General features: G+C 66.7%; 19 protein-coding genes. 13 read left to right on the top strand and 6 right to left on the bottom strand.

Annotated features, from left to right (window positions below; all coding sequences use genetic code 11):
* The first annotated feature begins 95 nt into the window (after positions 1 to 95).
* Together AB0H00_RS30195 and AB0H00_RS30190 are read left to right on the top strand one after the other, a co-directional pair.
* On the top strand, positions 96 to 3,041 hold the full coding sequence (locus AB0H00_RS30195) for an acyl-CoA synthetase (RefSeq protein WP_357272964.1): 2,946 nt from the start codon (positions 96 to 98) through the stop codon (positions 3,039 to 3,041).
* A gap of 89 nt (positions 3,042 to 3,130) precedes the next feature.
* Positions 3,131 to 3,730, top strand: coding sequence for a class I SAM-dependent methyltransferase (locus AB0H00_RS30190; RefSeq protein ID WP_357272962.1), 600 nt, complete (start codon positions 3,131 to 3,133; stop codon positions 3,728 to 3,730).
* A gap of 41 nt (positions 3,731 to 3,771) precedes the next feature.
* On the opposite strand, the gene rffA is transcribed toward AB0H00_RS30190, so the two are convergent.
* On the bottom strand, positions 3,772 to 4,911 hold the full coding sequence (rffA, locus tag AB0H00_RS30185; protein WP_357272959.1) for a dTDP-4-amino-4,6-dideoxygalactose transaminase: 1,140 nt from the start codon (positions 4,909 to 4,911) through the stop codon (positions 3,772 to 3,774).
* The gene (locus AB0H00_RS30180; protein ID WP_357273001.1) at positions 4,901 to 5,929 is read right to left on the bottom strand and encodes a glycosyltransferase; all 1,029 of its coding nucleotides are present in this window, start codon (positions 5,927 to 5,929) and stop codon (positions 4,901 to 4,903) included. Before AB0H00_RS30180 ends, rffA begins: the two co-directional genes overlap by 11 nt.
* 341 nt (positions 5,930 to 6,270) lie before the next feature.
* Between AB0H00_RS30180 and AB0H00_RS30175 the strand changes: the two genes are divergently transcribed.
* The 6 genes from AB0H00_RS30175 to AB0H00_RS30150 all read left to right on the top strand — a co-directional run bounded on the left by AB0H00_RS30175 (position 6,271) and on the right by AB0H00_RS30150 (position 13,133).
* Positions 6,271 to 8,586, top strand: coding sequence for a hypothetical protein (locus tag AB0H00_RS30175; protein ID WP_357272999.1), 2,316 nt, complete (start codon positions 6,271 to 6,273; stop codon positions 8,584 to 8,586).
* Positions 8,583 to 9,080, top strand: a complete 498-nt coding sequence (locus tag AB0H00_RS30170; RefSeq protein ID WP_357272957.1) for a GtrA family protein — start codon at positions 8,583 to 8,585, stop codon at positions 9,078 to 9,080. The genes AB0H00_RS30175 and AB0H00_RS30170 overlap by 4 nt, the downstream gene beginning before the upstream one ends.
* Positions 9,081 to 9,200: 120 nt before the next feature.
* Positions 9,201 to 11,510 (top strand): hypothetical protein, encoded by a 2,310-nt coding sequence (locus AB0H00_RS30165; protein ID WP_357272997.1) that lies wholly within the window; start codon positions 9,201 to 9,203, stop codon positions 11,508 to 11,510.
* A complete protein-coding gene (locus AB0H00_RS30160) occupies positions 11,507 to 12,112 on the top strand; it encodes a GtrA family protein (protein WP_357272955.1) in 606 nt (201 codons plus the stop codon). Before AB0H00_RS30165 ends, AB0H00_RS30160 begins: the two co-directional genes overlap by 4 nt.
* A gap of 9 nt (positions 12,113 to 12,121) precedes the next feature.
* Positions 12,122 to 12,355: a Trm112 family protein gene (locus tag AB0H00_RS30155; RefSeq protein ID WP_357272953.1), complete on the top strand. Its 234-nt coding sequence runs from the start codon at positions 12,122 to 12,124 to the stop codon at positions 12,353 to 12,355.
* A gap of 268 nt (positions 12,356 to 12,623) precedes the next feature.
* Positions 12,624 to 13,133: a L,D-transpeptidase gene (locus AB0H00_RS30150; protein ID WP_357272951.1), complete on the top strand. Its 510-nt coding sequence runs from the start codon at positions 12,624 to 12,626 to the stop codon at positions 13,131 to 13,133.
* A gap of 39 nt (positions 13,134 to 13,172) precedes the next feature.
* Here AB0H00_RS30150 and AB0H00_RS30145 read toward each other — a convergent pair whose 3' ends face one another.
* From AB0H00_RS30145 to AB0H00_RS30130, 4 genes are all read right to left on the bottom strand, one after another.
* Positions 13,173 to 13,811: a TetR family transcriptional regulator gene (locus AB0H00_RS30145; RefSeq protein WP_357272949.1), complete on the bottom strand. Its 639-nt coding sequence runs from the start codon at positions 13,809 to 13,811 to the stop codon at positions 13,173 to 13,175.
* Positions 13,808 to 14,602, bottom strand: a complete 795-nt coding sequence (locus tag AB0H00_RS30140; protein WP_357272946.1) for an ABC transporter permease — start codon at positions 14,600 to 14,602, stop codon at positions 13,808 to 13,810. Before AB0H00_RS30140 ends, AB0H00_RS30145 begins: the two co-directional genes overlap by 4 nt.
* A complete protein-coding gene (locus tag AB0H00_RS30135; protein ID WP_357272944.1) occupies positions 14,599 to 15,330 on the bottom strand; it encodes an ABC transporter ATP-binding protein in 732 nt (243 codons plus the stop codon). Before AB0H00_RS30135 ends, AB0H00_RS30140 begins: the two co-directional genes overlap by 4 nt.
* 97 nt (positions 15,331 to 15,427) lie before the next feature.
* The gene (locus AB0H00_RS30130) at positions 15,428 to 16,951 is read right to left on the bottom strand and encodes a multicopper oxidase domain-containing protein (RefSeq protein ID WP_357272943.1); all 1,524 of its coding nucleotides are present in this window, start codon (positions 16,949 to 16,951) and stop codon (positions 15,428 to 15,430) included.
* A gap of 122 nt (positions 16,952 to 17,073) precedes the next feature.
* On the opposite strand from AB0H00_RS30130, the gene AB0H00_RS30125 reads away from it, so the two are divergent.
* From AB0H00_RS30125 to tyrS, 5 genes are all read left to right on the top strand, one after another.
* Complete coding sequence (locus AB0H00_RS30125) at positions 17,074 to 17,523, top strand: low temperature requirement protein A (RefSeq protein ID WP_357272941.1); 450 nt, start codon at positions 17,074 to 17,076, stop codon at positions 17,521 to 17,523.
* 142 nt (positions 17,524 to 17,665) lie between these two features.
* Positions 17,666 to 18,364, top strand: coding sequence for a DNA-3-methyladenine glycosylase (locus AB0H00_RS30120; protein WP_357272995.1), 699 nt, complete (start codon positions 17,666 to 17,668; stop codon positions 18,362 to 18,364).
* A 176-nt stretch (positions 18,365 to 18,540) separates the two neighbouring features.
* Positions 18,541 to 18,639, top strand: a complete 99-nt coding sequence (locus tag AB0H00_RS30115; protein WP_357272938.1) for a DoxX family protein — start codon at positions 18,541 to 18,543, stop codon at positions 18,637 to 18,639.
* A 35-nt stretch (positions 18,640 to 18,674) separates the two neighbouring features.
* A complete protein-coding gene (locus AB0H00_RS30110) occupies positions 18,675 to 18,818 on the top strand; it encodes a hypothetical protein (protein WP_357272936.1) in 144 nt (47 codons plus the stop codon).
* 283 nt (positions 18,819 to 19,101) lie between these two features.
* Positions 19,102 to 20,391 carry a tyrosine--tRNA ligase gene (tyrS, locus tag AB0H00_RS30105; protein ID WP_357272934.1) on the top strand — a complete coding sequence of 430 codons (1,290 nt, stop codon included), beginning with the start codon at positions 19,102 to 19,104 and terminating at the stop codon, positions 20,389 to 20,391.
* Positions 20,392 to 20,955: the final 564 nt, after the last annotated feature.

Below are 20,955 nucleotides of genomic sequence, written 5' to 3'. Positions count from 1 at the left end.
GCGGACACATAATGGACATGCGGTGTGGCAAGCTCGTCTGAACACGCCAGGATGTGTGATATAGGTCACTTTCAAGGGTAGGGCCAGGAGCGATCGTGAAGATCAGTGCGAAGGATGTGGTGGGGTCCGTGCAGCGGTTGATGTCGACCGCGCAGAACGGCCTCGAGGTCATCCGCTTCGGCGGCCTGACCAATGATGTGGAGTCGTCTCCGTTCGAGGTAGTGGAGCGTCGACGCATGTACCGGCTGCGCCATTACTTCCCCGACGACACCACTCCCGGCCGCCCCGTCGCCCTGCTCGTTCCTCCGCTCATGGTCAATGCCGACATCTGGGACGTGAATGCCGACGACGGCGCCGTCGGCATTCTGTATCACGGCGGAATCGACTGCTGGGTGGTCGATTTCGGCTCGCCGGCGAGCGAGGAGGGCGGCTGGGAACGCGACCTCGCCGACCACGTGCTCGCGGTCAGCAGCGCCATCGACACCGTCATGGAGGCCACCGGCAGCGGCGTACACCTGATGGGGTACTCGCAGGGCGGCATGTTCGCCTATCAGACCACCGCCTACCGGTACGGCAAGGGGGTGGACAGCATCGTGACCTTCGGCAGCCCGGTCGACATCGTCGCGGGCATGCCGTTCGGGCTTCCCTACGGAATGGTGTCCGACGTCGCCGACTTCCTGGCCGACCACGTGGTCACGCGGCTGCCGATCACCGAATCCATGGTGCGGATCGGCTTCCAGCTGCTCGACCCGATGAAGACGGCCAAGTCCAGGATCGATTTCCTGCGCCAGCTGCACGACCGCGAGGCGCTGTTGCCGAAGGAGAGGCAGCGCCGCTTCCTCAACAGTGACGGCTGGGTCGGTTACGCGGGCCCGGCCGCGGCGGATCTGCTCAAGCAGTTCGTCGCGCACAACCGGTTGATGCTCGGTGGATTCGTGATCCGCGATCAGCCGATCTCGCTGGCCGAACTGAAATGCCCGATCCTGGCGTTCCTCGGTGAGGTCGACGACATCGGCCAGCCGGCGGCGGTCCGCGGTATCGTGCGGGCCGCCCCGAACGCGGAAGTGTATGAGACGACCCTGCCCACCGGGCACTTCGGCCTGGTGGCGGGCAGCATGGCGACCAAACACACTTGGCCGCTGGTGCGGCAGTGGGTCGACTGGATGAGCCGCGACAAGCCGCTGCCGCCGCAGATCGTCCCGATGACCGAGCACGTGGCGAACAATCGCCCACGTTCGGCGGCCACCCGCGTCGTGCACACCGCCGCGACCCTCGCCGAGGCGAGTGCCGGGGTGGGGAAGGCGCTGGAAGGTATCGCGGGCAACACGCTGCGCGGGTCCATCGAGCTGGCCGGTGAGGCCGCGCGGGCGCTACCCAGACTGGCCCGCCTCGGCATGATCCAGTCGCACACCCGGATCTCGCTCGGGCGGCTGCTCGCCGAGCAGGCGCGCCGCGCACCGATGAAAGACCTGTTCCTGTTCGACGACCGGGTGCACACCAACGCGGCCGTCAACGTGCGTATCGACAACGTGGTGCGCGGCCTCATCTCGGTCGGCGTTCGCCCCGCGATGCGGATCGGCGTGGTGATGGAGACCCGACCCAGCGCGCTCGCCACGGTCGCGGCGCTGTCCCGGCTCGGCGCGGTGGCGGTGCTGCTCGCCCCGGGCAGCGGACTGGATCGGGCGATCGAGCTCACCGGTGTCGACACTGTGGTGGCCGACCCGGAGAACCTACGGCAGGCCGCCGCGACCAGAGCCCGGGTGCTGGTGCTCGGCGGCGGGGACGCAAGGGAGCTCGCGATCCCCCTCGGCGACCAGGTGATCGATTTGGAACGGATAGATCCCACTCAGGTGCAGCTACCCGCGTGGTACCGGCCGGATCCCGGTCTGGCGCGGGAGCTGGCGTTCGTGCTGGTCACCGGCACCGGCGACCGGCTGGAGGCGAAGTACATCACCAACCACCGTTGGGCGCTGTCGGCGTTCGGCACCGCGACCACCGCCGACCTCGACCAACGCGACACGGTGTACTGCCTGGCGCCGCTACACCATTCCTCCGGGTTGCTGGTCAGCCTCGGCGGGGCGGTCGCGGGTGGTAGCCGGATCGCGCTGGCCCGTTCGCTCGACCCGGAACGCTTCGCCGAGGAGGTATACCGTTACGGCGTCACAGTAGTGACCTACACCTGGACGATGCTGCGCGACATCCTGGATGCGGAAGTCTTCCCGGCCGGGCACCGCCACCCGATCCGTCTATTCATCGGCTCCGGCATGCCGCCCGGGTTGTGGCGGCGCGCCGTCGAGCAGTTCGACCCTGCCCGGGTGCTGGAGTTCTACGCCTCGATCGAGGGCGACGTGGTGCTCGCCAACGTGGCCGGTGCGAAACGCGGCTGCAAGGGCAGGCCCGTGCCAGGCACCGCAAAGGTAGAACTCGTCGCCTACGACCCGATCTCCGAGCGGATCCTGGTCGACCGGTTCGGCTTCGCCCGGCGCTGCGCGGACAACGAGGTCGGTCTCCTGATCGGCAAGGCATCCGAGGGCGTCGACCTCTCGGCGGGCGGCCTGCGCGGTGTGTTCGCCCCGGGTGATTCGTGGATGCCGACGGAGAACTTGTTCCGCCGCGACAGCGACGGCGACTACTGGCTGATGGACCGCACGGACACGGTGATCCGCACCCGCCGCGGGCCGGTCTTCGGTCAGCCGATCGTCGATGTGCTCAACGACATCACCGCCGTCGACGTGGAGGTCGCCTATGGGCTCGGCGTCGGCGACCAGTGCATCGCGGTGGGCGCGGTGACCGTGCGCAAAGGTTTCCGGCTCGAGGCCGAGGACCTCACCGAGGCGCTGCGCGCGCTGGACTCTGACCAGCGTCCCGATCTGGTCCACGTGGTGGAGGAGATCCCGCGCAGCGCGTCCTACCGACCCTCCGCCCGTGCCGTGCAAGACGCCGGTCCGCCGCGGCCAGGGCCTGACACCTGGTGGTACAACCGGGCGTCGGAGGCATACGAGGTCCTCACCGAGGATCAGGCGCGCATACTCGGCGGCTGACATGTCACGGCACGCCCCGTCGCCGAGGTGGTCGCATCCACCTTGCCGAACTACGGGATTCCCGGACGAATGGGGCATAGTGAGTGCTTGTGAGAACGAGCCTCATCTATCGCAACGGGACCGTCTACGAGGTGCTGATGCGTGCGTTGTACGGCAGGCATTACACGGCTCGGTATCGCGCGATCGCGGAACTCATCCCGGAGGGGGCGAGCGCGATCGATCTGTGTTGTGGGCCCGCCACGCTCTACACCCGCTACTTGCGTCGCAAGTCGGTTGTTTATACGGGGCTCGATCTGAACGAGCGCTTCGTCGCGCGTGTGGTCGAGGCGGGCGGGCGCGGCGAGGTATGGAACCTGCGTTCCGACGACGCACTGCCCCCGGCCGACTACGTGATCATGCAAGCCAGCCTCTACCATTTCCTCCCCGAGCCGCGGCCCGTGATCGATCGGATGCTCGCGGCGGCGACCAAGCAGGTCATCATCGCTGAGCCGGTCCGCAACCTGGCGACGAGCAACAATCCTGTCCTCGCCACCATCGGCAAGCGGTTCACCGACGCGGGCGACGGCGAGCAGGCGCACCGCTTCACCGAGCAGACGCTGGACGAGTTCTTCGCGGAGTACGGACCTCGGGTGGTGCGGCAGTCCCTGATCGCGGGCGGCAGGGAGAAGCTCTACGTGCTCACGGCGTGACGCCGAGATACGGGTCCGTCGCGGCGGACGGACCCGTGCGGTCACATGGTGAACGCGGTGACCGCGTCCACGACACGAGCGATCTGAGCGTCGGTCAGATCGGGCCAGAGCGGCAGCCGCACAACTGTTCCCGAGAATTCCGCGCTGTGCACACACGGCCGCGGCGTGCGGCCGAGTTTGAAGCCCGCCGGGCTGGAATCCAGCGGAACGTAGTGGAACGGCGCCGAGACGCCCCGCGCGGCGAGGTGCGCGATGAGCTGGTCGCGGCGGCGTTCGGTCGGGGTGCGCAAGTAGTAGAGGTGGGCGGTGTGCGCACGGTCCGCGGGTACCGCCATGAGACGCACGTCGTTGCGTCGAGCCCAGTCCGGGAGTGCGTCGGCGTACGCGTCCCACACCCGGTGCCGTCCGGCCTGGATCGTGTCGAACTCGTCCAGTTGCGCGTCGAGCACGGCCGCGTTCAGCTCGCTCGGCAGGTAACTGGAGCCGATGTCCTGCCAGGAGTATTTGTCCACGGCTCCGCGCAGGAATCGTGCCCGGTCGGTACCCTTCTCCCGGATGATCTCGGCGCGCGCCATCAGGATCTCGTCGGTGAGCAGTAGCGCGCCGCCCTCGCCGCAGTGCACGTTCTTGGTGTCGTGGAAGCTGAGCGTGCCCATCGTGCCGATGGTTCCCAGCGGATGGCCGCGCCAGGTACCGCCGAGCCCATGCGCGTTGTCCTCCACGACCGCGAAGCCGTGTGCGTTCGCCAGCGCGAGCAATTCCGCCATGTCGGCGGCGACGCCACCGTAATGGATGACCACCACGGCCTTCGTCCGCTCGGTGATCACGGCGGCCACCGACTCCGGATCCAGATTTCCGGTCGCCGGATCGATATCGGCGAATACACAGGTGGCGCCGCGCAGCGCCATGGAAGTGGCGGTGGAGGTGAACGCGAAGCTCGGCACGATCACTTCGTCGTCGGGGCCCAGTTCCAGCAGCAGGCCCGCCATCTCCAGCGCGGAGGTGCAGGAGGTGGTGAGCAGGGCGTGCGGCGCACCTGTGATGGCCTTCAGTTTCGCGGTTGCCGAAGCGGTGAACTGCCCGTCGCCGTGGCTGTGGTCGGAGGCCAGCACGGCCTCCAGGTTCGGTAGTTCCTTGCGCGCCCGGAACGGGCGGCTGAAGATGACGCGGTCAGTGCTCAACCCGGTCGGTCCCCTTGCTGGCGGTGGTCGCGGTCGATACCCGGATATCCGCCGGGCGCGGCGTCGGTGTCTCGACGGTGAGATAGAGCGGTTTACCCACTAGAATGTGCAAAGCGACTCCGAGGTACTCGGCGATGAGTCCGAGCGAGAAGAGCACAGCGCCGGAACACAGCAGCAGCACGACGATGGTCGAGGCCCAGCCCTCGGGCGCCCAATCATCGGTGGTCAGGGCCTCGCACACGACGACAGCGGCCATCACGCCGCCGGCCAGAGCCAGCGTGACGCCGAGCAGGCTGACCAGCCGCAGGCCGCGAGTTCCGCTGCACAGCACCATCTTCCAGAAGAGCGAGAACAGCCGGCGATAGTTGTAGCCGGAATCCTCGCGGCCCTCGCTGCGTAGCACGACCGGTGCCTGCGCGACCGCGCCGACCACCCAGGTCAGCGCGACGTCGAGGTACACGCCGTTGGAGGCGACCTCGGCGAGCTGTCGGCCGATGTCCCCGCGTATCAGCCGATAACTTTCGAACCGGGTGGAATCCGGGAAAGCAAACAGCGTCGCGAGCACCACCTTGGCCCCGCGCGAGGTCAGATTGCGCAGGAATCCGTGCGGCCTGGTGTTGGTCGGCTTGGAATACACCAGGTCGGCACGCTGGGTCAGCGCCGTGTCCAGGAAGTCTGCGATGAAGTGTGGGTCGTGCTGACCGTCCTCGTCCATGGTGACGATCCAGTCGCCGCCCGCTGCCGACATCCCCGCGATCGTCGCCGCATCCTGGCCGAAGTTTCGACTGAGCCAGACGGTGCGCACCTCGGCGTAGGTCTGATCCAGTTCCTGCAGCACCATGTCGGAACGGTCGGGGCCGTGGTCGTGCACCAGGATGATCTCGGTGACGGTGAACGTGAGGCCGCCGGGAGTTTCGGTGCGGCGGGTCAGACCGTGTAGCTCGGCGACCAGTCCGGCGATCGTTTCCTCGCCCCGGTACACCGGTACGACCACCGACACCGTGTGCGGCCGGTCCATGCCGGGCCGAGCCGGATCACCGTTCGTCGCGGGGGCGCCGGAACGGGGTGTGCGGACGGGGGGAATCGGCATCAGCTGGATCGACTTTCGATGACGGTGCGTACCGGTACTCGCTGCAAGACAGCAGGGCCCGAGCCGTTGTGGACTCTAGCACGGTGCGGTTTCGGGTTACCGGAGCAGCTGATCACCTCCTAATCATGGTGGCGTCGGCGACCGATGCCAAGCGAGGAGCCGGCCTGTAGGGTTGGGAACTCGTGACGGACAGTGCAGTGCTCGACTCGCGGCAGGACGGTTATTCGCGGCGAGATGTCTATCGGTGGGGGGGCATCACCGCGCTCGGAGTGGTCGCGGGTTATGTCGCTGTTCTGCTCGCCAACATCCGGCATTTCTTTACCGACGACACCGAATCCCAGTACACCTCGCTGTGGGTGGGGCTTGGCCGCGCGTTGCGCGAGGGCACCTTTCCAGTGATGGTGCCCGAGCAGTGGATGTCGGGCAACAACACAATGGACGACGCCGGCCTGTTCAATCCGCCGCAGCTGCTGATCGATCTGATCGCGCCTTCGGTGGACAATGTCGCCCTGTACGCCACCGTCGTGAAGTTGATCTTCTCGATCATCGCCGCGCTCGGCGTGTACCGCATCTGCCTCGTCTATGGTGGGCGGCCGTCGTGGTCGGCGGCGGCGGGCATCGCGCTGCCGATGTCGGGCTTCTTCCTGTTCTTCGACGAAGCCAGCTGGATGACCGCGCTTACCGGCACCGCGTGGATGGTGCACGCCTGGGCCGCATCGGTGCGTTACCTGCGCGGTCCCGGCGGTAGCGACGGGCCCGGAGGCGGTAGCTCGCGTAACCACGTAGGGCCCCGCGGACGCCGCATCGAATACGGCGGTAGCGACGGGGCCGGAGGTGGTAGCTCGCGTAACCATGTAGGGCGCCGCGGACGCCGCATCGAACCCGGCGGGCCGATCCCGGTATTCGTCTACCTGTATCTGACCATTTCGACGCAGTACATCTTCCCGGCAGTCGAGGCGATATTGATGCTGCTGGCGGTGGCTGTGGGCGAGCTTGTGTACCAGCGGAAGTGGCAGCCGGTGGTTCGGCTGACCGTCGTGGCGGGGTGTGCCGGGCTCGCGGGTCTGCTGACCTTCCTGCCTTCGATGCTCTCGGCGAAGGTGACTTGGCGCGGCACCTCTCAGATCAACAACGACCAGTTCCTCACGGTGCCGTGGTCGGAGTCGCTGAACGCCAGCCTGCCCAGCTCGCTACCCGCGTTCAGTTCGTGGTGGGGCTATGTTCAGCCGCTTCCGGTCACCTATGTCGCCTGGTTCCTGATTCCGGCGCTGGCGTTCATCGACTGGCGCCGCGCACGGGAGTCCTGGCGCGAACTCAGCGCGGTCGCGATATTCGCGATCATGATGCTGATGTGGACCGCGGGCCCGGGTTCGATCGGGCCGCTGCGCTGGCCCGCTCGAGTACTTCCGATGCTGGCTATCGGTCTGCTCGTGCTGGTGTGCGTGCTGGTCGGTCGCTACGGCACGGTGGCTGATCCCAAGCGTCGCGGCACGGCGGCGGGTGTGCTGATTCTGCTGCTGTGGGTGCGCTCGTTCTCCGCCGACCCGCACGACGCGGTCCTGCACGTAATCGCGGCGCTAGCGCTCGCCGGGTTGGTGGCCGGGGCGGTGTGGCTAGGGCGTACCAGGGGTACGGCGGCGGCCTGCGTACTGGCCATCGTCGCGATGTTCCCGATCGCGTACTTCCAGGTCAGCGCCGCGCAACCCACCCCTATGGCGTGGAATCTGCCCGCCCGGCGTTCGGAGGCGAAGGCGGCCTTCCCTGATTTCGCGGGCACCACCATCCAACTGGGTGACCGTGGTCTGTTGCAGCCGCAGGACAAGAGCGTCGAAGGCGCCTATGGATCGCTCGTCTTCGGCAACTACGCCAGGGGAGTCGAACTCGACTACGTCAATGGCTACACCCCCAGCGGCCACTTCTATTTCGGCGAGATGCTGTGTATGCGCTGGGACGGTAGCGTCTGCCCGGACGCCTACCGGCGGATGTTCGCGCCGGAGCCGACCACCGGGCGGCCTCTCGTCGATCTGATGAAGCTGGACCGAGTGGTGCTGCAACGGGCACTGTTCCCGGAGGCACCGAACCAACCCGCCCCCGAAGGCTGGAAATGGGTGGACTATCCCGGTCATGAGCGCTACATCGCGGTGCTGGAACGAGTGGCCGGTCCGACCTCGACGACGAACGGCCGCGTCGCGGACGCCGACCACGTGACCGCGACCTCGATCTCCGAAACCGACACCACCAGCCGGGTACGGGTGTCCTCGGCCGAGGGCGGTCGTGTCGTGTTCTCCCGGCTCGGCTGGCCTGGGTACCGAGTCACCTTGAACGGCAAATCTATTCCGATTACAACAGTCGCCAAGTCCTTCGTCGCCGTCCAGGTGCCAGCGGGCACCCAGAACGCCGAACTGGTCCTGACCTGGCGTCCGCCGGGCTGGAAGATCGGTATCGCGACCGCGGTAGCGGGCGTGCTCGGCATCGGCATCCTGCAGTGGCTCTACGTGCGGTCCCGGCGGCGTGCGGAGCCGGAGCAGACCGCTGATCCGGTGACCGGCGAGCCGGACCGCGAGCTGGCGGACGTCGTGTCATGAGGGCGAACGCACGCTCCGGCGACGCACCAGCCGCCGCGAACCCGACGGCGACCGGTGCGTTGCCGGTGGGACCGTTGCTGCGCGTCGTGCGCAGGCAGGAGGTTGCTTTTGCGCTGATCGGCGGGTGCAACACGGTGCTCGGTATCACCCTGACTGTGGCGTGGCTGGCGGTGCTGGGTGACGCGTGGCCACCAGCCGTCGCGGTGGTGCTGGCCTACGGTATGGGCATCGTCGTGGCTTTCGTTCTGCATCGGACCCTGGTGTTCCGGGTGCGTGGCCGTTTGGTACGCGATTTCGCCGGCTTCGTCGTAGTGAATTCCGGTGGGCTGCTGATGAATACGGTGCTGCTGTCGCTGGCTGTCTCGGCGCTGCACCTGCCGCGGATTCCGTCGGCGGTCGTGGTGATGGGCCTGGTCGCGGTCGCCAGTTTCTTCGGCCATCGGTACATTTCGTTCCGCCGACCGGAGGTCAAGGCCCCAGGCGCGATCGGATAGGTTCCCGGTCATCACCGTTGTCGCCGAGCCCACGGCGACAACGCGTTGCGTCTTCGGATGGTGTCATCGCACTGGCTTGCCCGGATAGCACCGGCTTGCCTGTAGGGTCTGTGACTCGTGGTGGAAAGTAGAACCGTTGCTTCGCGAGACGTCTACATCTGGGGAATCATTACCGCGCTCGGGGTTGTCGCGGGGTACGTTGCGGTTCTATTCGCCAACATTCGGCATTTCTACACCGATGACACGGAATCGCAGTACGCGCCGCTGTGGGTGATGCTCGGCAGACAACTGCGTGCAGGGCAGTTCCCCGCGATGGTTCCCGAGCACTGGATGGCGGGAAACTACACCATCGAAGAGGCGGGTCTGCTCAATCCACCGCAGCTGCTGATCGATCTGATCGCGCCCTCGGTCGGTAACCTCGCGCTGTATGCCACCGTGGTGAAGCTGATATTCGCCATCATCCTCGGACTCGGCGTCTACCGGATCTGCCTGGCTTACGGTGCGAAGGCGCCATGGGCGGCGGTGGCCGGTAGCGCCATCCCGTTCACCGGATGGCTGTTGTTCTTCGACGAAGCCAGCTGGATGACCGCTTTCACGGGCACCGCGTGGCTGGTGCACGCGTGGGCCTCCGGGGTGCGGTACGCGCGTGGACCCGGGCCCGGAGGCGGCAGCTTGCGTAACCACGTAGGGCTGCGCGGACGCCGCATCGGATACAGCGGGCCGATTCCGACGTTCGTGTTCCTCTACCTGGCTATCTCGGTGCAGTACATCTTCCCGGCGGTCGAGGCCGGCCTGATGATCGGCGCCGTGGCGGTCGGTGAACTCGTCTACCAGAAGAAGTGGCGGCCGTCGCTGCGCCTGCTCCTGGTGGCGGTCTGTGCCGCACTGGCCGGTCTGATGACCTACCTGCCGAGCATGATGTCGGCGAAGGTGACCTGGCGGGGCACGGCGCAGATCAACAACGATCAGTTCCTCACCGTGCCGTGGTCGGAATCGCTCAACGCGAGCCTTCCCAGTACGCTGCCCGCGTTCAACTCCTGGTGGGGCTACGTGCAGCCGATGCCGGTGGTCTACATCGCCTGGTTCCTGATTCCGGCGCTCGCCTTCGTCGACTGGCGTAAGGCGCTCGATTCGGCGCGTGAGTTCACCGCACCCGCGCTCTTTACGGTGATGGCGCTGATGTGGACCGCGGGGCCCGGCACGATCGGACCCCTGCGCTGGCCTGTTCGGGTGCTGCCGATGGTGGCGCTTGGCCTGCTGGTGCTGGTGTGTGTGCTGCTCGGTCGGTTCGCGACATTCGACGGATGGCGGCGGCGCGGGGTCGCCGCCGCGGTGCTGATCGGTCTGCTGTGGGCGCGATCGTTCTCCGCGGCTCCGCGCGAGGTGGTGTGGCACATCGTCGCGGCATTGGCGGTGGCGGCGCTCGGCAGCGCGGTGGTGTGGATCGGTCGCAGCCGCGGTACGGTCGCGGCCTGTGCGCTGGTAATCGTTTCGACTTTCCCGATCGCGTTTCTACAGGTGTGGGCTGCCCAGCCGACGCCGATGGGCTGGAACCTGCCGGAGAACCGGTCGGAGATGAAGGCCGCCTTCCCCGATTTTCCTGGCACCACGCTGCAACTCGGCGACCGTATGCTCATCCAGCCGGATGAGCGGAAGCTCCCCGGAGCATACGGGTCGCTGGTCTTCGGCAACTACGCCAAGGACCTCGAGCTGACTTACGTCAGCGGGTACACGCCGAACGGGCACTATTGGTTCGGCGAAATGCTTTGCATGCGCTGGGACACCAGCGTCTGCCCCGACGCCTATCGTCGGGCCTTCGCGGCCGAGCCGACCACCGGCAAGACCGTCGTCGACCTGATGAAGGTCGACCGTGTCGTGCTGCAGCGTGCCCTGTACCCGGACGCACGCGACCAGTCCGCGCCGCCCGGGTGGAAGTGGGTCGACTACCCAGGGCACGAGAAGTACATCGTGGTGCTGGAACGCGAAGGCGGTCTGATTTCCACCCAGAACGGTCGGGTCGCCGCCGTGCACGGTGGTACCGCTACCTCGGTCGCGGAATCGGATACGACGAGCCGGGTGCGGGTGAGTTCGGTCGATGGTGGACGGGTCGTGTTCGCGCGGCTCGGCTGGCCGGGCTATCACGTGACCCTCGACGGCCATGACATTCCCTTCGCGGTGGTCGCGAAAACCTTTGTCGCCGTTGATATTCCGGCGGGAACGACGTCCGGTGACCTGGTGCTGACCTGGCGGCCGCCCGGCTGGCAGATCGGCGCCGCGGCGGCGCTGCTCGGGCTGCTCGGCGTCGGCGTGCTGGAATGGGCATATCTGCGCGGCAGGCGACGCACGGACGAACCGACCGAGGAACCGACGCCGCAGGACACCGATACCCGGGAACCCGGTGAACCCGATCTGGTGGACGCCGTCCGATGAGCGCGGTGGACCCGGTCGGCGCGCGCAGGGTGGACGCGCGGCGCCCGGATGCCACGGACGCGACAGCGCCGATCGTTGTCTCTGCCTTGGATTCGTCGCGATCGGCGGATGCGGAGCCCGGCCGCGCCACCCTGACCGGGCCGACTGCCGCCGATCCGGGGCCGCTCTTGCGAGTGGTGCGACGGCAGGAGATCGCCTTCGCCATGGTGGGTGTGGTGAACACCGCCCTCGGCATGGTGCTGACCGTGATGTGGCTAGCGGTCCTCGGCGACCGGGTACCCGCCGCCGTCGCGCCCCCCGCGGCCTACAGCATCAGCGTGGTCGTCGCGTTCGTCCTGCACCGCACGTTGGTGTTCCGGGTGCGCGGGCACCTGGCGCGTGACTTCGGCGCTTTCGTCGCCGTGAATTCCGGTGGGCTGCTACTGAACATGGTGCTGCTCCAACTGGCCGTGTCGGTCCTGCACCTGCCGCGCATTACGGCGGCGGTCGTGGTGATGGCGCTGGTCGCGGCCGCGAGCTTCTTCGGGCACCGGCACATCTCATTTCGCCGCGCGCCCGCGGCCGACGTGGACGGTTCCCGGTCGGATGTGCACGGGAGGTAGGTTCACCCTATGCCTGAGCACACCACTTTGGACGCCACACTGCTGAGTCTGCTGGCCTGCCCGCAGGACAAGGGCCCGCTACATCTGGTCCGTGCCGACGACGGCAGCACGCTGCTCTACAACCCGCGCCTGCGCCGCGCATACCCCGTCGAGAACGGTATCCCGGTGCTGCTCATCGATGAAGCAAGGGACGTGACCGACGCCGAACACGAAGCGTTCACCGCTGCGCAGGCCGAGACCTGACCTCTGCTCGAGGCGTCTGCTGGTCGATCGCAGCCTGCCGTTACCCGCCTGTCCACCTTGTTTCGCCGTGACTCGCTTGCCGCCATCGCGGGCGAAAACGGCGCTCGGCAACGGATCCGTCACGTTCGAGTGCGGCCATTGACCGGGCGAAGCGGGTTCCGCCATGATCATTTACACCTCGAGAAGGTCTGGACGCTCCAGTGCAGGGGCGTCCGACCAGCCTGGTGAGCGATGCAGGCGGCGAATGGGTAGAGAGGTCAGGAGCGTAATGAGCAGCTTGCGTTTACGTAACTGGACAGCCCGATGTGCGATTGTCTTCGGTGTCGCGTCAGTGGGATTCGCCATGGCGGTGCCCGCGCAGGCCGAGCCGCTCTGGCCCGGCGGCCCGGACATTCCCGGTCTCCCTGCGCTGATTCCGCCCCCGCCCCCCACGGCGCCCTGTTCCACGGCCGCCCGGGCCTGTATGCGGCTGTCGACCGACGACGCTTGGCTGATGGACGAGGGCCGGGTCGTCTATGGTCCGACCCCGATTTCCCACGGGATGCCGGGATACGAGACGCCGCCCGGTGTCTTCCGCGTTTCGTTCAAGCGTGAGTTCCACTGGAGCACGATGCACAACGCTCCGATGCCGTATGCCGTCTTCTTCAACGGCGACATCGCTTTTCACGTGGGACCGATCGAGAAGAAGTCGCATGGTTGCGTCCGGATGCTCCACGAGGGTGCCAAGGCGTTCTACGAGTATCTGAATCCCGGTGACATTGTCGAAGTCGTGGAGTGACCGGTCCGCCGCGACTGTGCCGGCCCCACCGCGCGGTAATCATGACGGTTTCTGCCCGATGTCGCCGGTGAGATAGCGCTGGAGCGTCGGCCCCACCGCTGCGACCAAGTCGGAGGCCGGCATGGACGCCATCGGCTCGACGGCGATGATCTTGCGGGCCACCAGGACGCCGATCATCTGCGACCCCACCAGCGCGACCCGGGCGCGACCGTCGTCGTCCGCGCTGGCGATGCGCTGCCTGACTCGTTCCAACACGACTTCGAGGATGAAAGTCCTGGCCAGCGCCGGGTCGTCATTGCCTGCCAGCATGCTGCGCACCACCGCGACGATCCCGGGACCCGCCGGGGAGTCCCATACGGCGACCACCGCCCGAATGATGTTCTCGCCCAACTCCTCCAGTGGCACCGAGTCGATGATCCGCAACGTCGTGTCCGGGTCGACCGGAAGTTCCACCACCGCGGCGAAGAGCCCTTGTTTGGTGCCGAAGTAGTGATGCACCAGGGCCGGATCGACACCGGCATCGGTGGCGATCGCGCGGACCGAGGTCTTGTCGAAACCGGCGTCGGAGAAGCGGGTACGGGCGGCCGCGAGGATCGCCGCGCGAGCGCCCGACTGTCCTGGTCTGCGACCGGTTCGGGTGGGACGGTCGGCGCCGTTGGATCCCTTGCCTGTCGTCACGCCGTCCGCCGTCGTAGCGTCGCCGCGCCGAGGCAGAGGGCGACGATGGTGAACCCGACGACAATGGCCAGGTCGCGCCACATCTCGCTGGTCGCCTCCGGGTGCGATGAAACCTGTTGCAGCGCATCGACCGCATAGCTCAACGGCATCACGTTGCTGATCGCCTCCAGCCAATCAGGCAGCTGGCCGCGGGGAACAAGCAAGCCGCACAAAAAGATCTGCGGCGCCACTACGACCGGCATGAACTGTACGGCCTGGAATTCGGTGCGCGCAAACGCGCTTGCCAGCAGACCGAGGGCAACGCCGCACACCGCGTCGACCACCGCGATCAGCACGACCCAGCCGGGACTGCCCGCCGAGTCCAGCCCGAGTAGGCCGAACGAGACCAGACAGGCGACGGCTGCCTGCGCGGCGGCGGCCAGTGAGAACGCGGTGCCGTACCCGGTGAGCAGATCGAGTTTCGACAACGGCGTGGACAGCAGCCGTTCCAGCGTGCCCGAGGTGCGTTCGCGCTGCATGGCGATCGCGGTGATCAGAAACATCACGATGAACGGCAGGATGCCGAGCATGGCGATGCCGACCCGGTCGAAGAGCGAGACCGGGTTCAGCGGGCTGGTCGGGGTGTCCTTGTAGATGAAGTACAGCAGCGACATCAGCAGCGCGGGGACCACCAGGATCATGGCGACGGTGCGGTGGTCGTTGCGCAGCTGCCGCAGGATGCGGCCGGTGGTCGCGGCGTAGGGTCGCAGCGTCGGCATGCGCCACGTCGCGGGTTCGAGGACGGCGGTCATACGTTCTGTCCCATCGTGATCAGGGTGAGGAAGGCGGTCTCCAGGTTCTGTTCGCCGGTCTCCGCGCGGAGCTCATCGGGGCTGAGCTGGGCGAGCAGGTGCCCGTCGCGCATCAGCAGCAGTCGGTCGCAGTGTTCGGCCTCGTCCATGACGTGGCTGGACACCAGCAATGTCGTTCCACCTGCGGCCAATTCGCGGAATTGCTTCCAGAGGTCCACGCGCAGAACCGGATCCAGGCCGACCGTCGGTTCGTCCAGGATCAGCAGCTCGGGTCGGGCGACCAGGGCGCAGGCAAGCGAGGCCCGGGTTTTCTGGCCGCCGGAGAGTTCGTCGCCGCGCTGGTGGGCGTGCGTGTTCAGGCCGACCGCCACGATGGCTTCGTCGACGGCGTCGCGGTCGCGGCCGTAGAGCGCGCCGAAGTACGCGACGTTCTCGCGGACACTGATGTCGGAGTAGATGCTCGGCGCTTGGGTGACATAGCCGATCCGGTGGCGTAATTCCGCCGAGCCCGCCGGGCGGCCGAGCGCGGAGATATCGCCGGATTCGACGATCTGGGTGCCGACGATGCTGCGCATCAGCGTGGTCTTGCCGCAGCCGGATGGGCCGAGCAGTCCGGTGATCGAGCCGCGCGGGATGGTCAGTGACACGTCGTGCAGGACTTCGCGTCCGCCGCGGGAGACCCGCAGGTTCCGGATGTCGACAGCCGGGGATGGTATTGGTTGCGACATGGTCGCCTCAATTCATCGAGTGTTGAATTCACTGTGTGGTGAATTTAGCGCTAGCGCGACGAAACGGCAAGCGTCGATCGCGTATCGTCCCCGGAAATCAGTGGCCGTGGTGGGTGGGTGGCGTCCCCGCCGTCGCGCCCTGCTCGACGACCACGAACTGGCCCATCATTCCCTGGTCCTCGTGCCACAGCAGATGGCAGTGATACATGTACGGCCAGTTCGGATCGGCCGGGCCGTCGAATCGCATGGCCATCCGCACGGTGCCGTCGGGTGGCAGGAAGACGGTGTCCTTCGGGCCGGTCAGCGCGTCGGGCGGTGCGCCGCCGTCCACCGTGAGCACCATGAACTGGACATCGTGGACATGGAAGTTGTGCGGCATGCCGTCGTTGTTGTGGACCACCCAGGTCTCCGCGGTGCCACGGGTGACGGTGAAATCGATGCGGTCCATCGCCATCGGCGCGCCGTTGATTCCGGCGAGATTCGCCTCGAACCGCCGTTCCCGCACCGAATCGGTACCGTCCGGCGCGGCGGGGCTCGCCAGCGTTGCGGCGAGGTCCGGTGACGGCCGCAGCGTGTCGGCCGCGCGCAGCTCGAGGACGTCGAATGTGTCGTCGCCTCCGGAGAATCGCTGTGTCCAGAAGCCGAGTCCGGCGTCGAGTTCATTGCTGCGCAACACTATTCGCTCGCCGGGCCGCACCCGCACCACGATCTCGGCCCGCTCGCCGGGGGAGAGCCGCAGCCGATCCAGAGCGATGGGATGCTCCACCAGGCCGCCGTCGGTGGCGACGAGCGAGAACGGGCGCGTGTCGGAGAATCCGAAGGTGTAGGTCCGCGCGGTCGAGGCGTTGAGCAGGCGCAGGCGGACGAGTTCGTCGTTGATCTGGTGGTACGGCGTCAGCGTTCCGTTGACCATCGTCCGATCGCCGAGGAATCCGACGTCCCGGAAGATCGCGTGGGAGGAATTGAGCGCCGCTCCGTCGAATTTCACATCCTGGACGATCACCGGCAGGTCATCCACGCCGTAGGTGTCGGGGAGGGCGAGGGATGCGGACACGTCGTCGTCGAGCAGGAACATGCCCGCCAGCCCCCGCCTGACGTGCGTTTCGGTCGTGCCATGTGGATGTGGGTGGTACCACAGCGTCGCTGCGGGTTGATCTACGGTCCAGCTCGGCGTCCAGGTGGTGCCGGGCTGCACCATGTGGTGTGGGCCCCCGTCCATCGCAGCGGGCAGATGCATACCGTGCCAGTGCACGGTGGATGCCTCAGACAGGTCGTTGCGAACGGCGACCGCAACCTTCTCCCCGCGCCGAGCCCGCAGCGTCGGCCCGAGATAGTCGCCGTTGAATCCCCATGTCGGTGTGTCCTGGCCGAGCAGGAATTCCTTTCGCCCCGCGTGCATGTCGAGTTCGAAAGTGCGGGTCCCGTCGGGTTCCATGCGCGATGGCGCCAGCGGAGGGATAGCGAGTTCGTTGACGAATCGCGTGCTGCCGACGGTGGACACGGATGCCTCGACATACACCCAGGTGACGCCGGCGCCGATCATCAGCACCAGCAACGTCACGCCCGCGACGAGGACGACAAGCAACCGCCACCACTTGCGCGGCCGGGAATTCGACGACATGGCATGACGCTAGAAATCGACGGTGCCACCACACATCCGGGAGCGTCCCTATATCTTCCGCGGTTCACCCCGATGTCCGCCTCGTGCAAGTCAGGGTTGCCTCGGCGTCGAGGCACGGACTGGTGGGGGAGAAGATCACCCCGCGGCTGATCACCACCATCGCCCTCGGCCGGTGCCCGGCCCACGTGCTGTTGTGGGCGTATTTCGGTGTCGATGACGAGCGTGGCGGGCTCGCGCTGGCGGCGATACCTGACCGGGAACGCTTCCCCCCGGCCGTTCTTGCCTATCGTTACTCGATGTATCCGCGGCTGATCGGCATCGTTGTGGCCCGGCCGGGCATTCAGATGAGCGTCACCCACCGGAACGTAGCCGCTTCCGTTGCCACGGCCGCCCTCTCCGGCGGCGTCGCGCTCTACTTCTTCGGCCAGTTCTTATTCAGCTCGACGCTTTGGCTGCCGCGGTCCAGGCCCGCCTGTTCGCGGGCCGCCGTGGCCGCGACCATCTCGATCGGCATTACCAGCTGCGCTGGGCCCAAGTGGCCGCGCTCGTCGCGGTGGGCTACGTCGCGGTGATCGCCGACGACCGGGTAACGCCACGATGGCCAGCACAGCGCGTGGATCTTATGGCGGTGAAAGTGATGCAGAAGCCGACCTGCTCCGCCCACGGCTGGGACTTCGAGTGGCTGGCGAGATTCCGTTCCCGCTGTCGAGGACAATAGCGGCTGTGTCTGCCGAAGAACTCGCCGTCGAACCGCCCGCCGCCGCCAGGCGTCTGCTCGGGGCCACCTTGTGGTCCGGAGCGGTGGGGGTACGGATCGTCGAGGTCGAGGCGTATGGGGGAGATCCGGCGGGACCGTGGCCGGACCCGGCCTCGCATTCGGGGCGCGGGCGCACCGAGCGCAACGGAGTGATGTTCGGGCCCGCCGGGGTGCTGTACGTATACCTCAGCTACGGGATGCACACCTGCGTGAACGTGACGAGTGGCCCGAACGGGACGGCCAGTGCCGTGCTGATCCGCTCCGGCGAGGTGATCACCGGACGGGAGACGGTCCAGGCGAGGCGTCCGGCCGCGCGTTCCGATCTCGACTTGGCCCGTGGCCCAGGTAATCTCGGCAGTGCGTTGGGAATCATGTTGAGCGACTACGGAACTCGGCTGTTCGACCCGTCTTCCTCGATCCGGTTGGAGTTGAACCGGCCGGTCGAGTACACCGAGATCGCCAGCGGTCCTCGAGTGGGTGTCAGCACCGCGGCCGATGTGCCATGGCGATTCTGGCTCTCCAGTTCCAGGGCGGTGTCGGTCTATCGGCGCAGTCCCCGTGCGTCACTGCCTGCCGCGGAGTCGGCGAAACCAGTGGTCGAAGACCCTCGACGCCGCGCGATGAATTCTCGCGAGCACCCTCGTCCTATCAGGTGAACGCGCCTCTACCCGGCGCGACCAACCTGAGGAAACACATATCGCCGTCGCCACCACCGCTCCCGCCGATCGCTCGGGCAAGGTGCTCAACCGCACCCTGGACCCTGCAGGTCTTGCTCGGCCTGTTCTTCATCGTCGCCTCTGGCCTGCCGAAGGTGCTCGGCTAGGCCAACGCCGTGCGGATCTTCAACGACATCGGATTCGGCGACTGGTTCCGCTACTTCACCGGCGTCGTCGAGATCGCCGGCGGTATCGGCCTGCTGGTGCCCGGCTGAGCGGGTTTGCCGCGGCGTGCCTTTCGGTCACCGTGGTGCTGGCCGCCGCCACTCAGGCGTTCATTATGGCGCACCGGGCCTGGCGCCATTTACCGATGGTGCTGGCGGTGCTGTTCGCCCGGATGGCCTACCAGCGGCGCGACGGCATCGTCGCGCTGCGGGAGATCTTGTTTCGCTGACCACTTCGGGAATTGAGGCGATCGGCGGACTCCGGTCCGCCGATCGACGTGTCGTGCAGCGGGACCGTGCACCCGGCAACTCTGGGAGACATCGTCTTCACCTGGCAGCGGCGCTCGAGGTCGGCGCGTCCACCGGGTGGTCGATGCGCCGGAGCCGCCGACCTTCCGATCCGGGGTTGTGCGACAGTCCGAACCCGCGACAATCGCTCGACCTGGGCGGCGTCGCGCAACGGCACCGAGGCGGACACGATGACACAGACCTTATGCGGAAAGATAGGACAGCGTGAGCGGCGACATCATCGATGAACTGACCTGGCGCGGACTGATCGCGCAGTCCACGGACCTGGATGCCTTGCGCGCGGCGGCGGCCACTGGTCCGCTGACCCTCTATGCCGGCTTCGATCCCACCGCCGCCAGCCTGCACGCGGGTCATCTGGTGCCGCTGCTCGCGCTGAAGCGATTCCAGCGTGCGGGCCATCGCCCGATCGTGCTGGCCGGTGGCGCCACCGGGCTCATCGGCGATCCGCGTGACATCGGTGAGCGGACCATGAACTCGACCGACACCGTGGCGAACTGGGCTGAGCGGATCCGTTCCCAACTGGAGCGCTTCGTCGATCTGGACGATTCGCCGACCGGCGCCGTCATCGCCGACAACATGGACTGGACCGGCTCGCTCTCGGTCGTCGACTTCCTGCGCGATGTCGGCAAGCACTTCTCGGTGAACGTCATGCTGGCCCGCGACACCATCAAGCGACGCCTCGACGGCGAGGGAATCTCCTACACCGAGTTCAGCTACATGCTCCTGCAGGCCAACGACTACCTGCAGCTGCGCCGCAAGTACGGCTGCAGTCTGCAGGTCGGCGGCTCCGATCAGTGGGGCAACATCATCGCGGGCGTCGAGCTCAACCGTCGCGTCGACGGCGCGCACGTGCACGCGCTGACCGTCCCACTGGTGACCTCCGCCGACGGCAAGAAGTTCGGCAAGTCCACCGGCGGTGGCAGCCTGTGGCTCGACCCGGAGATGACCAGCCCCTACGCCTGGTACCAGTACTTCGTGAACACCGCCGATGCCGATGTGCTGCGTTACCTGCGCTGGTTTACCTTCCTTTCCCCCGAGGATTTGGACGAGCTGGAGCAGGCGACCGCCGAGCGCCCGCACGTCAGAGAAGCGCAGCACACGCTCGCGGCCGAGATGACGACCCTGGTGCACGGCGAAGCGAACACCCGGGCCGTGCAATTGGCCAGCCGTGCGCTGTTCGGCCGCGGGGAGCTGCGCGACCTCGACGAGCCGACGCTGGGCGCGGCGCTGCGCGAGGCTGCGGTCGACGGCGAGGTCGTGCAGGTCAAGGCGGGCGAACCGAACACCATCGTGGATCTCCTCGTCGCGACCGGTCTCTGCGAGAGCCGCGGCGCCGCCCGGCGTGCCGTGAACGAAGGCGGAGCCTCGGTGAACAACGCCAGAATCTCCGACATCGAATGGACGCCCGCCGACGTCGACTACCTGCACAGTCGGTGGCTGGTGCTGCGCCGCGGCAAGAAGAACCTCGCAGGAGTTCTGAGGGCGGGCACATGAAGATCGGGTGGCTTGAATCACATCAGTGTGATTCAAGCCTTTCTCCCCCCGACTGGCAAGTCTCTGACCTGCGGAAACACCGGCTTGTTCAGGCGATTTGACGTAGCGTTTTCCGCCGCGTAACTTATTCCAGGTCAGAGCGACACGGACACCGACCCGGAGCCGAGAAGCCCAGCCAAGACGCTGAGCGGAAGGACTGGGAAACGAGGTAGGACGAGGAGCGCCTGGCAGCTGACAGGATCAGGATCGAGCTTGACTTCGCTCCAGAATCTAGTTAGGCTGGAACGGTTGCCTCGCAGAAGGTCTGGTTCATCTGGACTGGATGTGTGTGCGTGTGTTCTTTGAGAACTCAATAGTGTGTCGATGAATGTCAGTGCCAATTTTTATATTGGTTCCGGCCTTTCTTTCCCCCCGGTTGGAAGGTTGGACATTTTAGTCAACATTTTGTTGGCGTTTTGTTTTGCTGGGTTTTCGGACTCTGGTTCATACTTTTGATTGCACCTCTTCAAGGGGTGTGGTTGTGAGTCTTCAACGGAGAGTTTGATCCTGGCTCAGGACGAACGC

It is taken from the genome of Nocardia sp. NPDC023852 (assembly GCF_040639505.1).
In the GTDB taxonomy this organism is placed as follows: domain Bacteria; phylum Actinomycetota; class Actinomycetes; order Mycobacteriales; family Mycobacteriaceae; genus Nocardia.
This window is presented reverse-complemented; position numbering and strand designations above follow the sequence as displayed.

Excerpts from the sequence above, each read along its gene's own strand:
- AB0H00_RS30135 (WP_357272944.1), bottom strand. The coding sequence starts at position 15,330 with ATGTCGCAACCAATACCATCCCCGGCTGTCGACATCCGGAACCTGCGG.
- AB0H00_RS30180 (WP_357273001.1), bottom strand. The coding sequence starts at position 5,929 with ATGGACCGGCCGCACACGGTGTCGGTGGTCGTACCGGTGTACCGGGGC.
- AB0H00_RS30170 (WP_357272957.1), top strand. The coding sequence starts at position 8,583 with ATGAGGGCGAACGCACGCTCCGGCGACGCACCAGCCGCCGCGAACCCG.
- AB0H00_RS30160 (WP_357272955.1), top strand. The coding sequence starts at position 11,507 with ATGAGCGCGGTGGACCCGGTCGGCGCGCGCAGGGTGGACGCGCGGCGC.
- AB0H00_RS30140 (WP_357272946.1), bottom strand. The coding sequence starts at position 14,602 with ATGACCGCCGTCCTCGAACCCGCGACGTGGCGCATGCCGACGCTGCGA.
- AB0H00_RS30155 (WP_357272953.1), top strand. The coding sequence starts at position 12,122 with ATGCCTGAGCACACCACTTTGGACGCCACACTGCTGAGTCTGCTGGCC.
- AB0H00_RS30150 (WP_357272951.1), top strand. The coding sequence starts at position 12,624 with ATGAGCAGCTTGCGTTTACGTAACTGGACAGCCCGATGTGCGATTGTC.
- AB0H00_RS30130 (WP_357272943.1), bottom strand. The coding sequence starts at position 16,951 with ATGTCGTCGAATTCCCGGCCGCGCAAGTGGTGGCGGTTGCTTGTCGTC.